This is a genomic window from Magnetospirillum sp. UT-4, from assembly GCF_902729435.1.
Classification (GTDB): Bacteria; Pseudomonadota; Alphaproteobacteria; order Rhodospirillales; family Magnetospirillaceae; genus Magnetospirillum.
Map to the genome: position 1 here is coordinate 48,111 of NZ_CACVCG010000047.1, position 11,275 is coordinate 59,385.

Consider the following 11,275-nt stretch of genomic DNA (forward strand, 5'->3'; position numbering starts at 1 on the left):
ATGACGCACGAGACCGATGTGGTGGTGGTGGGCGCCGGGCCGGTGGGCCTGTTCGCGGTGTTCGAATGCGGCATGGTCAAGCTGCGCTGCCACGTGGTCGATGCCCTCGACGCGGTGGGTGGCCAGTGCGCCGCCCTTTATCCGGAAAAGCCCATCTACGACGTCCCCGGCCATCCCGCCATCCTGGCCGCCGACCTGATCGCCCGGCTCGAGGCCCAGGCGGCGCCGTTCCATCCGGTGATGCATCTGGGCCGCCGCATGAACGGGCTGGAGCGGCAGGGCGAGGTCTGGCGCTGCACCCTGTCCGACGGCACCGACATCCTGGCCAAGGCGGTGATCGTCGCCGCCGGCGGCGGCGCCTTCGGCCCCAACCGGCCGCCGCTGGACGGCATCGAGGGCTTCGAGGGCCAGGGTCCGGGCCGCGGCGTGCACTATTTCGTCACCCGGCGCGAGGATTACCGGGGCCGGCGCGTGGTCATCGCCGGCGGTGGCGATTCGGCGGTGGACTGGGCCATCTCGCTGGCCGAGGTGGCGGCGTCGGTGGCGGTGGTGCATCGCCGCCCGAAATTCCGCGCCGCCCCGGAATCCGAGGCGCGCCTGAAGGCGCTGTCCGAATCCGGCGCGGTGGAACTGGTGGTGCCCTACCAGCTGCACGGCCTCGAGGCCGCCCCCGGCGGCGCCCTGGCGGCGGTCACCGTGGCGACGCTGGAGGGCCAGACCCGCCGCCTGGAGGCCGACGCCCTGCTGCCCTTCTTCGGGCTGGCCAGCGATCTGGGACCCATCGCCGAATGGGGCCTGGCCCTGGAGCGCAACACGGTGGCGGTCGATCCCGCCACCATGGCCACCACTACCCCGGGCATCTTCGCCGCCGGCGACGTCTGCACCTATCCCGGCAAGCTGAAGCTGATCCTGAGCGGCTTCGCCGAAGCCGCCCGCGCCGCCCACTCCGCCCGCGCCCACACCCACCCGGACGAGGCCCTGCACTTCGAGCACTCCACCACCTCGGGCGTGCCGGCAGCGTAACGCGGGTTCGGCGTCGGAGTACCTTCCGAGATTCCGTTCGGGCAATGGCGGCCCTCGCCCGCGTGGGCCATTTCCCCGCCATGCGCATCACCCTGGCCGTCCTGTTCAGCCTTGCCGCCCTTCCCGCCGCCGCCGCGCCGGAGCACCTGCTGGTGCGCTGGCCCGCCAGCGGCGCCTGCGAGGTGCGCGTCTCGGTGCCGCACTGGAGCGGCCAGTGGCAGCGCCTGGGCGGCTATCCCAGCCGGGCCGAGGCCGAGAAGGCGCTGGCCGCGTCCATGCGCAGCGGGGTGTGCCGCGCCGTCCGACAGGGCAGAAAATAGGCATCCGGCGCGATTGCCTTCTGTTTGTGCAATGCGTTAAAGTCGCAGTCTGCTTCCGCCGAAGCCAGACTGCGAGCGAGTGATGAGCGACATCGACACCCTGAAGGCCGAAATCAAGAAGCTGTCGACCCAGGCGACCCAGGCCAAGATGGACCTGCACGACCTGTCCGAGGAGCTGCCCGTCAACTGGGAGACCATCCCCCAGGTGGCGGAACGCTGCCATGCCCTGCACGCCAGGCTGGCCGAGGCGCGGGCCAAGCTGAAGGCGGCCGGCGGCTGAGGCGCCGGCCTGCGCTCATATCAAGCGGGAGCTTCGTCTCATTCGGGCCTCATCCTGAGGAGCCGCCGCAGGCGGCGTCTCGAAGGATGAGGCTACGGGTAGGGAATGGGGCACCCCGCCCTAATCCGTCCTGCGCCGCCCCATGGCCAGGCGGTAGAGGAACAGGATCAACACCGCACCGACCACGGCGCCGATGAAGCCGGCCGCCTGGTCGGTGCCGTACCAGCCCAGGGCGCGGCCGGCCCAGGTCGCCAGCAATGCGCCGCCGATGCCCAGCAGGATGGTGACGATGAAGCCGCCGGGGTCGCGCCCCGGCATCAGCAGTTTGGCGACGATGCCGGCCAGCAGGCCGATGACGATGGCGAAGATGAACGACATGGGGCCTCTCCCGCAGCGGGTTGCGGAAGGTTAACGGCCGCCGGGTCCGCGGGGTTCCGTTACCCGAGATCGATCAGCTCGACCTCGCCGGCGCCGATGTGCCAGGGGACGAATTCCGCCGCCACCCGGGCGAAGCGGTCGGGGGCGTCGGTGGCCAGGTAGCGCACGCCGCCGGCGCAAAGCGGCGGACGGGCCAGGCCGCGATGCTCCAGCAATGCGTCCACCGCCCGCGCGGTGGTGGTGGCGGAATCGACGATGGCTACCCCGTTGCCCACCACCCGGCGCAGCAGCGGCATCAGCGCGGGGAAATGGGTGCAGCCGAGCAGCAGGCAGTCGCCGGCCTCGCCCTCGGGGGCCTGGGCGAACAGCGGATCGAGGTAGTGGCGGGCGACCATCTCGGCGATGGGGCCGTCGGTCATGCCTTCCTCGACCATGGCCACGAACAGCGGGCAGGCGCGCTGCGTCACCCGGGCGCCGGGGCGGGAATTGAGGACGGCGTGCGGATAGATGCCGGCCTCGACCGTGCTCTCGGTGGCGATGACGACGATGCGGCCGCGGGCGCTGGCATGCCCGGCGGCGGTGGCTCCGGGCTCGATCACGCCGATCACCGGCAGGCCGGGGAACTCCGCCCGCAGGGTCTCCAGCGCATGGGCCGACGAGGTGTTGTCGGCCACCACCAGCGCCTTGATGCCGGTGGCGACCAGGGCGCGGGCGGCCTGGACGGCGTAATGGCTGACGGTGGCGGCGCTCTTGGTGCCGTAGGGCAGGCGCGCGGTGTCCCCCAGATAGACCAGGGCCTCGGCCGGCAGCCGCTCGCGCAGCGCCTTCAGCACGGTCAGCCCGCCGACGCCGGAATCGAAGATTCCGATGGGACGCGACAGCTCGCTGGGCATGGAGGGGAATTCCGGGGCGGCCGAAGGGAATGGCGGCATCTTCCGTCAAACCGGAGGAAATGCAAGCGTGGAACGAAGCGCCCGCCCCGGCTGTTGGCCTGACAAACCACTTCATACCCGTGGAGGAGCGTCATGTTCGTGCGCCTCGCTCTTGCCCTGGTCCCGCTGGCGGCATTGTATGCCGGCACCGCCCAGGCCCAAGGCCCGGCTCCGGCCCCAGCCCCGCCAGGCGATGCGGCGGCCGGCGCGAAGGTGTTCAACCAGTGCAAGGCCTGCCACACCGTCGAGCCCGGCAAGAACCGCGTCGGCCCCAGCCTGCACGGGATCGTCGGCCGCCCCTCGGGCAAGGTCGAGGGATTCAAGTACTCGCCAGCCATGGCCGGCGCCAACCTGACCTGGACGCCGGAAAACCTGGACAAGTACCTGGCCGACCCCAAGGGCTTCATCCCGGGCAACAAGATGGCCTATGCCGGGCTGAAGAAGCCCGAGGACCGCGCCAACGTGATCGCCTATCTCGCCACCCAGAAATGACCGCCACAGGAGGGTTGCGATGAAGACGCGCTATTTCGCCCTGGTGATGGGCGTGGTCTTCCTGGCCATCGGCATCCTCGGCTTCGTCCCCGGCGTGCTGATGCCGCCCGAGGCCGGCCCGCCGCTGGTGGTCGAGGCCGGGCACGGCGTGCTGTTCGGGCTGTTCCCGGTCAACGTCCTGCACAACATCGTGCACCTGGCATTCGGCGTCTGGGGGGTGGTGGTGTGGCGGTCCTTCGTGCCGTCGCGCGCCTATGCCCGCGCCGTCGCCGTGGTCTACGCGGTGCTGACGGTGATGGGGCTGATCCCGGTGCTCGACACGGTGTTCGGGCTGGTGCCGATCCACAGCCACGACATCTGGCTGCATGGCGCCATCACCCTGGTGGCCGCCTATTTCGGATATGCCCCGGTGACCGCCGTCGAAACCGCCGGCGATCTCCCGCCGCGGCGCTAACCCGGAAGTCCGAACCCCGGAAGTTCGAACCAAGGAACCGGGCGCCGCCCGGACTGTTTCCCCAGCAAGCAGGCAGCGTAACGAGGAGGGCGCCATGGCAGATCCCATCGTGACTCCGACCGCCGACATGCCACCGGCCGTGGAGGGCGGCGGCGGCGGACTCGGCGAAGGCAAGGTTAAACGGGCGGCCCGGGCGGGCGGCGAAGAAGCCATGGCCCAGGCCAAGGCGGCGGTGCGCGACGCCGCCGACGAACAGCGCCGGCGCGCCGCCAGTGCGGTCGACGGCATGGCGGGTGCCCTGCATCGCGCGGCAACGGACCTGGAATCGGAGAACGAAATGATCGGCCGCTACACCCATATCGCCGCCGAGCGGCTGAACGAGGTCGCCGACTACCTGCGTTCCACCGGGTGGGACGACGTGATGGGCGGGGCCGAGGACTTCGCCCGCCGCCAGCCCTACTGGTTCGTCGGCGGCGCCGCCATGGTCGGCTTCGTGCTCGCCCGGGCGGTGAAGAACGCCGGCCCCGGCCCGCGCCGGATGCCGCGCCGCATGTCCGCGGCCCAGGCTCCGACATCCGCCCTGGGCGGCCCCGGGGGGACCGGCGGCTACGGCGCCTCGGCAGGCACCGACACCGGAATCGGCATGCCCGGCGACACCATCCCGGGCGCGGGAGGCTGACATGGCGGATGTGCTTCCCGACCGTTCGCTGGCCGGCCTGTTCGGCGAGCTGACCCGCGAGACCGCCCAGCTGTTCCGCCAGGAAATCGACCTCGCCAAGGCCGAGCTTGCCGAAAAGGCGCGGCAGGCCGGGTGGGGCGCGGCCGAGCTGATCACCGGCGGCCTGGTCCTGTTCGTCGCCTTTCAGGCCCTGGTGGCGGCCGCCATCCTGGGCCTCGCCACGGTGATCGCGCTGTGGGCGGCGGCGGCGGTGGTCGGCCTCGCTTTGGCGGTGATCGGCGCCGCCGTGCTCGCCCGCGGGCTGGCCGCCATGCGCGGCGAGAACCTGACCCTGCGCCGGACGTTCGAGACGTTCCGCGATAACACCCGCTGGGCCAAGGAGCAGCTGCGATGACCACAAAGGAGATCGAGGACGGTATCGAACGAACCCGCGGCGCCATGGCGAGCACGCTCTCCGCCATCGAGCACCGTCTTTCCCCCCGGCAAATCATGGATCAGGCGGTGGACACCATGCGAGACATAGCTAACGATCGTTCCCGCGTCGGCGCCATGGTGCGCGACAATCCCGTTCCGCTCGCCCTGATCGGCGTCGGCATCGGCTGGCTGGCCCTGTCGGGCACCCTGTCGCAGAGCCGCCAGGGCACTTCGGGATCCTACGAAAGCCTGGAAGGGGCGGCGGAGTGGGGCGGCGAGGCGACCACCGCCATGGCGTCGCAATACACCGACGAGGCCCGCGCCGCCGCCGGGGTGAGCGCCAAGGCCCGTGACGCCGCCGCACGCGCCGGCGACCGCCTCAACCGCTGGAGCCATGACGCCAAGGTGCAGGCCTCGCATGCCGCCGACCGCACCCGCGACACCTATCGCGAGCACCCGTTGACCATGGGCCTGGTCGCCGTGCTGGCCGGCGCCGCCATCGGCGCCCTGCTGCCGCGCAGCCAAGCGGAATCGGAAATGCTGGGCGACGTGGATATCGCCGGCAAGGCGCGCGAGGCCGGCCAGCAGCTGGTGGACAAGGCCGAACGGGTGGCCGAGCGGGCGGTCCACGGCGCCAAGGAGGAGGGCGGCAAGGCGCTGCGCGAGGAAGGCGCGGCGACCCGTCCCGGCTCCAGCCTGACCCATTGACCGAGGACCGGTGATGGCCGGCCGCGCCGCCGACCCACGGGGACGCCAGGCCGACCGGCCATCGGGGATTTCCCGGTCCGGCTGGCTCGACGTCGCCCGCAGGATGTGGGACGACATCGGCCGCTACGAGCTGTCGGTGGTGTCGGCCGGAATCGCCTTCAACGAGTTCTTCGCCCTGTTTCCGGCCTTGGCCGCCGGCGTGGCCCTGTTCGGGCTGGTCGCCGATCCGATGGTGGTCGAGGAGCAGGTCAACGCCCTGGGCGGCTTCCTGCCCGACGACGTCCGCCGCCTGATCGGCGAGCAGCTGGTCGGGCTGACCCGCGCCTCGGAAGGGTCGCTGGGGGTGTCCTTCGGCATCGCCCTGGTGGTCGCCCTGTGGGGAGCGACCCGCGGGGTGAAGGGCCTGATGGCGGGCCTCAACATCGTCAACGGCGAGGAGGAGGGGCGCGGCTTCCTCCGCTACAATCTGGTGGCGCTGGCGCTGACCGTGGGCTCGATCCTGTTCGGACTGGTGGCACTGGGGCTGGTGGCGGCGCTGCCCGCCGCGCTCGGCCTGCTGCCGCTGCCGGACGGGGTCAAGACCGCGCTGTCGGCGGGGCGCTGGCCGGTGCTCGGCGCCTTCGCGCTGGCCGGCCTGGTCGTCATCTACCGCTATGCGCCCTCGCGCCAGCCGCCGCGCTGGCGCTGGGTCACCTGGGGGGCGGCGCTGGCGGTGCTGGTCTGGCTCGCCGGGTCGGGGCTGTTCTCCCTTTACGCCGCCCGCTTCGGCAGCTTCAACGAGACCTACGGCTCGGTGGCGGCGGTGGCGGTGATGCTGCTGTGGTTCCAGCTCACCGCCTTCGCGGTGCTGCTGGGGGCGCTGCTGGATGCCGAGGCCGAGCACCAGACCGTTCGTGACAGCACCACCGGCCCGGAACAGCCCATGGGCCGCCGCGGCGCCCGCATGGCCGACACCGTCGGGCGCGCGCGCCGCTAGGGGTAAACCCTCTGATCCTAACGGCAGTTCCTCTGCCCCCGCCCCGGCCCGCCCGGGCGGCGCGATAATGGGGGCGTTGAAAGATCAGCGGGAGGGTCCCATGGGCAGGACGGTGAGGGCGATGACGGCGGCGGCGCTGGCGCTGGCGATCGCGGTGCCGGCCTGGGCGGCGGGTCGCGGCGCGGCGGAAATCTGCGCCGGCGCCGGCTTCCGCGCCGGTACCGCCGCCTTCGACCTGTGCGTCGGCCGCATGGCCGGCGACGACCCGTTGGCGGCGCTGGACGAGGGTGAGCGGGTGCCGGTGTCCGGGCCGGGCGCCGAGCCGGTCGGCGACGAGGCCCTCGGCCAGCTGGCGCCGCCGGCGCCACCCGTGCTGCCCGGGCTGCGGCTGCCGGCCTCGCGCGAGGATTTGCCGCCATCGTTCTCGACCCCGGCGGTGACGCCGTCGGCGCCGCCCCTGCCACCCGTGTCGCCCCCGGCCAACGCGCCGCCGGGCAATCCGCCCCCGGGGCCGACCCCGCCCACCCTGCCGGGATTCCGCGTCACCTTCCCGACCCTGCCGTTCGGCGGACAATAGGGGACTTGGCGGCACCTGTTCCTTTCGTCTAGTTTCCTGAAGGACGGAAGGACCGGACATGACCGCCACACTCGGCAAGGACGTGCTGTTGCAACTGCAGTTCACCCCGCTGTTCTCGGGGCTGCAGGAGGGTGACATCCGCGACCTGGTGGCCGGCGCCGTCATCGAGGCGCACGGCCACGAGGCGCAGCTCTACGCCGCCGGTGACCCGGTCGAGCGCTTCTACGTGGTGCTCGACGGGCATGTGGAGCTGTCCATCGACGCCGAAGGCCGGCGCAGCGTGGTCGAGGTGGCGCGCAAGGGCACCGTGCTGGGCGATGCCGCCATGTTCGGCGACGGGCGCTTCCTGATGACCGCGCGGGCGCTGACCGGGGCGACGCTGCTGGCGGTGCCGGCCGAGTCCTTCCTGGCCAAGCTGGAGGCCCGCTTCGACATCATCACCCACATGCTGTCGACCATGTCGTTCCGCCTGCGCATGCTGGTGCGCCAGATCGCCGAGCTGAAGCTGAAGACCACCGCCCAGCGCCTGGGCAGCTTCCTGCTGTCCATGGTCGAGGCCGAGGAGGGCGCGGTGTCGGTGCGCTTTCCCTACGACAAGAAGCTGGTCGCCGACGAGCTGGGGATGAAGCCGGAAAGCCTGTCGCGGGCGCTGGCCAAGCTGGCCAAGGTGGGGGTGGAATCCAAGGCCGACAACGTGGTGCGCATCGCCGATATCGAGCGCCTGCGCGACTTCTGCGTCGAGGACGATCTGGCATGATTCAGCCCGCCGATCTCGACCTGTGCGCCAAGGCGCCGCTGTTCGCCGCCCTGGAGCGCCGGGAATTGGCGCTGCTGCTCGAGGCGGCGCAAAGCGTGGCCTATCCCGAGACCGGGCTGCTGTTCAGCCAGGGCGACCTCGCCGACCGCTTCTTCGTGGTGTTGGGCGGCCGCGTCAACATCTTCGCCCTGACCGAAAGCGGCGACCAGTCGGTGATCGAGGTGTTCGACGCCGTCTCCACCTTCGCCGAGGCGGCCATGTTCTCGTCGGGGCGCTTCCCGCTGAACTGCGAGGTGGTGGCGGGCTCGCGGCTGGTCCACGTGCCGGCCGGCCCGTTCCTCAAGCGCCTGTCCGAGAACCGCAAGCTCGCCTTCCACCTGCTGTCGGGCCTGTCGCGCTGGCAGATGCGGATGATCCGCGAGATCGGCGATCTGAAGAGCAAGTCGCCCGGCCAGCGCCTGGCCTCGTTCCTGCTGGCCCTCGCCCAGGGGGCCGAGGGCAGCGCCCCCAAGAGCAGCGCGCAGGTGCGCCTGCCCATCACCAAGGCGGTGCTGGCCAGCCGCATCGGCATCGCCCCGGAATCGCTGTCCAGGGCGCTCGGCCGGCTGAAGGCCTGCGGGGTGGAAAGCGTCGGCCGCGAACTGGTGCTGACCGATCTGGACGCCCTGCGCCGCCTGGTCCGCGACGGCGGCGAGTAGCCCCCCCGCTTCCTCTTGTCGAAAATCAAGGAGGCCGCGCCGCCGCGGCGGCAAGCTTCTGCCCATGCTTGCAGGAGCGGGTGGCGATGGCTGAGCGTGGCGACGGACTACCAACCTGGCTGGCCCAGGCGGCGGCGGTCTCTCCCATCGACGTGCGGGCCGGCCTCGCCGCCGGCGAGGACCCGCTGGGCCAGTTGATGGAGGCCGCCGACAAGGTGGAGTTCGGCGGCTGCCTGGTGGTGGACGCGCCGTTCAATCCGTCGCCGCTGCGCCGGGTTCTGGCGGCGCGCGGCTTCTCGTCGTTCGGCCGCCGGCTGGGCGGCGGTCACTGGCGGGTCTATTTCCACCTCGACGGCGGCCTCGACTGGGAGCGCGATTCCGAGGCCGAGATGATGCCCGAGGGGGCGCTGAGCTGGCGCGAGCCCGACGGCCTGCACGTGGACGTCCGCCGCCTGGCGCCGCCGCTGCCCATGGTCGCCATCCTGCGCCTGATCGACGCCTCGGGGCCGGAGCTGGGGGTGCTGCAGGTGCATCACGACCGCCTGCCCCACTTCCTGGTGCCCGAGCTGGCCGAGCGCGGCTGGCGCATCGCCGACACGGTCGAGGAGCCGGGCGAGATCCGCCTGCGGCTGGAACGGGGGGCCTGATGGTTCCGTTCATGATGGGGGCCGAGGACCGGCTGCTGCCGCCCGCGATCCCCTTCGGCTTCTTCGCCGCCGCGGTGCTGTTCCACATCGCCGGCTGGGCCGCCCTGGTGGCGGCGGCGGGCCAGGCGCCGGGCTTCACCGGCGGGCTGGGGCCGCTGGTGGCCGGGCTGCACCTGATCACCCTGGGGGTGCTGGCCATGGCCGCCATGGGCGCCGCCTTCCAGATCCTGCCGGTCGCCACCCGCCGCCGGCTGGGGCCGCTGTGGGCGTGCCGCCTGACCTGGGTCCTGTATGTCCCCGGGGTGGCGCTGCTGTGCTGGGGCATGGCCATGGTGGCGCCGTGGGCGCTGCATTCCGGCGCGGCGCTGACGGTGGCCGGGCTGGCCCTGTTCGGCGTGCTGGTCGGGCGCAACCTGACGGCGGTGGACGATCTGCCGGCGGTGACGGTGCCGGCCTGGCTGGCGCTGGCCGCCCTGGCCGGGCTGAGCGGCCTCGGCCTGGCGCTGGTGGCCGATGTCTCGGCCGGCTTCCTGCCCGACCGCGCCGCCTTCGCCGCCGCCCACGCCGCGCTGGCCGGTTACGGCTTCATGGGCCTGCTGGCGCTGGGCTTCTCGGCGGTGCTGCTGCCCATGTTCGTGCTGGCCCCGGCGGTGCCCGGCGCCGCCGCCCGCCGATCCGCCCTGCTGGCCGGGCTGGCCCTGGCGCTGGGCGCGGTCGGCGCCGCGGCGGCGACGGGATGGCTGGCGGCGCTGGGCACCGGTCTGGGGCTGGCGGCGGTGGCGCTGCACCTCAGGGGTGTGCGCGCCGTCCTCGCCCAGCGCATGCGGCGCCGGCTGGAGCCGTTCTTCCGCCTGCTCGGCCTCGGCTGGGCCATGCTGCCGGCCAGCCTGGTCGCCGCGCTGGCGCTGGCGCTGGGGCTCGACCCCGAGCGCACGGCGCCGCTGTGGGGGCTGCTGCTGGTGTTCGGCTGGCTGCTCAGTTTCGTCACCGGCATGCTCAGCCGCATCATGCCCTTCCTCGCCTCCATGCATTCCGGCGCCATGGTGTCGCGCCTGGCCGCCGGGCGGGCGCTGCCGGTCCATGCCGCGCTGCACGGGGCGGCGCTGACCCTGCTCGCCCTCGGGCTGCTGCTGCCCTGGCCGCCGCTGATGGTCGCCGGGGCGGCGGCCGGGCTGGCCGGATCGCTTGCCTTCGCCCTGTTCGCCGCCCTCGTTCTCGTCCGCACCCGCACCCACCTTCGCGAAGGAAAAGCCTGATGTTCACCCAGACCCGGATCGGCGCCCTGCTGCACCAGGACCACATGGCCACCATCGACGCCCTGCAGGAGTTGGAGGCCTTCCTCGCCGACCACCGCGCCCCGCCGGCCCGCGGCGGTCAGGCCGATTCCTTCCTGGCCCGCCTGTCCGCCCTGCTGCGGGCCGAGGTCGAGCAGCACTTCGCCTTCGAGGAGGGCCGCCTGTTCCCGCTGTTCATCGCCCGCGGCGAGACCGGCATCGTGATGATGCTGACCCACGAGCACCGCTCGATCCTGCCGCTGGCGCTGAAGGTGGCCGAGACCGCCGCCCGGGCGGTGGAGAGCGGGTTCGACGACGCCACCTGGCGCGAATTCCGCGACGCCGGGGCCGAGCTGGTGGAACGCGAGATCTTCCACGTGCAGAAGGAGGAGATGGGCCTGCTGGCCGCCATCACCGCCCTGGTCGGCCCCGAGGCCGATGCCGAACTGGCCGAGGCCTACCAGCGCGAGGTGGGGTGAGGGCGAAGGCCCGCGTCTGTCCGGTTTGGATTTAGGAGCACCCTCGCCCGCTCGCGGGACCTTTGCGAAACTATGCCCGAGGACGCCCTCGTCCTTCGAGACGGCCGCTGGCGCGGTCTCCTCAGGATGAGGGCTTTAATGATTTCAACGTATTAAGCCTCATCCTGAGGAAGCCCGTAGGGCTGTC

The 11,275-nt window shown here is 72.1% G+C and carries 17 protein-coding genes; 15 read left to right on the top strand and 2 right to left on the bottom strand.

All coding sequences use genetic code 11. The features are described from left to right. The 3 genes from MTBUT4_RS07275 (at position 1) to MTBUT4_RS07285 (ending at position 1,623) form a co-directional block, all read left to right on the top strand. The gene (locus MTBUT4_RS07275; RefSeq protein WP_173979006.1) at positions 1-1,023 is read left to right on the top strand and encodes an NAD(P)/FAD-dependent oxidoreductase; all 1,023 of its coding nucleotides are present in this window, start codon (positions 1-3) and stop codon (positions 1,021-1,023) included. Between the two features lie 44 nt (positions 1,024-1,067). Beyond that, positions 1,068-1,343: a hypothetical protein gene (locus MTBUT4_RS07280; protein WP_173979007.1), complete on the top strand. Its 276-nt coding sequence runs from the start codon at positions 1,068-1,070 to the stop codon at positions 1,341-1,343. An 82-nt stretch (positions 1,344-1,425) separates the two neighbouring features. Next, the gene (locus MTBUT4_RS07285; RefSeq protein ID WP_173979008.1) at positions 1,426-1,623 is read left to right on the top strand and encodes a CCE_0567 family metalloprotein; all 198 of its coding nucleotides are present in this window, start codon (positions 1,426-1,428) and stop codon (positions 1,621-1,623) included. A 120-nt stretch (positions 1,624-1,743) separates the two neighbouring features. Here the strand turns inward: MTBUT4_RS07285 and MTBUT4_RS07290 are convergent, their stop codons facing one another. Next, entirely contained in the window at positions 1,744-2,001 is a 258-nt protein-coding gene (locus MTBUT4_RS07290) for a GlsB/YeaQ/YmgE family stress response membrane protein (RefSeq protein ID WP_173979009.1), read from the bottom strand. A gap of 59 nt (positions 2,002-2,060) precedes the next feature. Next, positions 2,061-2,894: a glutamate racemase gene (gene murI / locus MTBUT4_RS07295; RefSeq protein ID WP_173979010.1), complete on the bottom strand. Its 834-nt coding sequence runs from the start codon at positions 2,892-2,894 to the stop codon at positions 2,061-2,063. 132 nt (positions 2,895-3,026) lie between these two features. Between murI and MTBUT4_RS07300 the strand changes: the two genes are divergently transcribed. The 12 genes from MTBUT4_RS07300 (at position 3,027) to MTBUT4_RS07355 (ending at position 11,088) form a co-directional block, all read left to right on the top strand. Next, the gene (locus tag MTBUT4_RS07300; protein ID WP_173979011.1) at positions 3,027-3,425 is read left to right on the top strand and encodes a cytochrome c family protein; all 399 of its coding nucleotides are present in this window, start codon (positions 3,027-3,029) and stop codon (positions 3,423-3,425) included. Between the two features lie 19 nt (positions 3,426-3,444). Beyond that, the gene (locus tag MTBUT4_RS07305; RefSeq protein WP_173979012.1) at positions 3,445-3,879 is read left to right on the top strand and encodes a DUF4383 domain-containing protein; all 435 of its coding nucleotides are present in this window, start codon (positions 3,445-3,447) and stop codon (positions 3,877-3,879) included. 94 nt (positions 3,880-3,973) lie between these two features. After that, positions 3,974-4,558 carry a hypothetical protein gene (locus tag MTBUT4_RS07310; RefSeq protein ID WP_173979013.1) on the top strand — a complete coding sequence of 195 codons (585 nt, stop codon included), beginning with the start codon at positions 3,974-3,976 and terminating at the stop codon, positions 4,556-4,558. Between the two features lies 1 nt (position 4,559). Beyond that, the gene (locus tag MTBUT4_RS07315; protein ID WP_173979014.1) at positions 4,560-4,952 is read left to right on the top strand and encodes a phage holin family protein; all 393 of its coding nucleotides are present in this window, start codon (positions 4,560-4,562) and stop codon (positions 4,950-4,952) included. Continuing rightward, positions 4,949-5,680, top strand: coding sequence for a DUF3618 domain-containing protein (locus MTBUT4_RS07320; protein ID WP_173979015.1), 732 nt, complete (start codon positions 4,949-4,951; stop codon positions 5,678-5,680). The genes MTBUT4_RS07315 and MTBUT4_RS07320 overlap by 4 nt, the downstream gene beginning before the upstream one ends. A gap of 13 nt (positions 5,681-5,693) precedes the next feature. Then, positions 5,694-6,656 carry a YihY/virulence factor BrkB family protein gene (locus tag MTBUT4_RS07325; protein ID WP_173979016.1) on the top strand — a complete coding sequence of 321 codons (963 nt, stop codon included), beginning with the start codon at positions 5,694-5,696 and terminating at the stop codon, positions 6,654-6,656. A gap of 100 nt (positions 6,657-6,756) precedes the next feature. Further along, on the top strand, positions 6,757-7,233 hold the full coding sequence (locus MTBUT4_RS07330) for a hypothetical protein (protein ID WP_173979017.1): 477 nt from the start codon (positions 6,757-6,759) through the stop codon (positions 7,231-7,233). Positions 7,234-7,291: 58 nt separating this feature from the next. Then, a complete protein-coding gene (locus tag MTBUT4_RS07335) occupies positions 7,292-7,990 on the top strand; it encodes a Crp/Fnr family transcriptional regulator (RefSeq protein WP_173979018.1) in 699 nt (232 codons plus the stop codon). Further along, positions 7,987-8,688, top strand: coding sequence for a Crp/Fnr family transcriptional regulator (locus MTBUT4_RS07340; RefSeq protein WP_173979019.1), 702 nt, complete (start codon positions 7,987-7,989; stop codon positions 8,686-8,688). The genes MTBUT4_RS07335 and MTBUT4_RS07340 overlap by 4 nt, the downstream gene beginning before the upstream one ends. A gap of 86 nt (positions 8,689-8,774) precedes the next feature. Further along, positions 8,775-9,335 (top strand): DUF2249 domain-containing protein, encoded by a 561-nt coding sequence (locus MTBUT4_RS07345; RefSeq protein WP_173979020.1) that lies wholly within the window; start codon positions 8,775-8,777, stop codon positions 9,333-9,335. Then, positions 9,335-10,591: a hypothetical protein gene (locus MTBUT4_RS07350; RefSeq protein ID WP_173979021.1), complete on the top strand. Its 1,257-nt coding sequence runs from the start codon at positions 9,335-9,337 to the stop codon at positions 10,589-10,591. The genes MTBUT4_RS07345 and MTBUT4_RS07350 overlap by 1 nt, the downstream gene beginning before the upstream one ends. Next, complete coding sequence (locus tag MTBUT4_RS07355) at positions 10,591-11,088, top strand: hemerythrin domain-containing protein (RefSeq protein WP_173979022.1); 498 nt, start codon at positions 10,591-10,593, stop codon at positions 11,086-11,088. Before MTBUT4_RS07350 ends, MTBUT4_RS07355 begins: the two co-directional genes overlap by 1 nt. Positions 11,089-11,275: the final 187 nt, after the last annotated feature.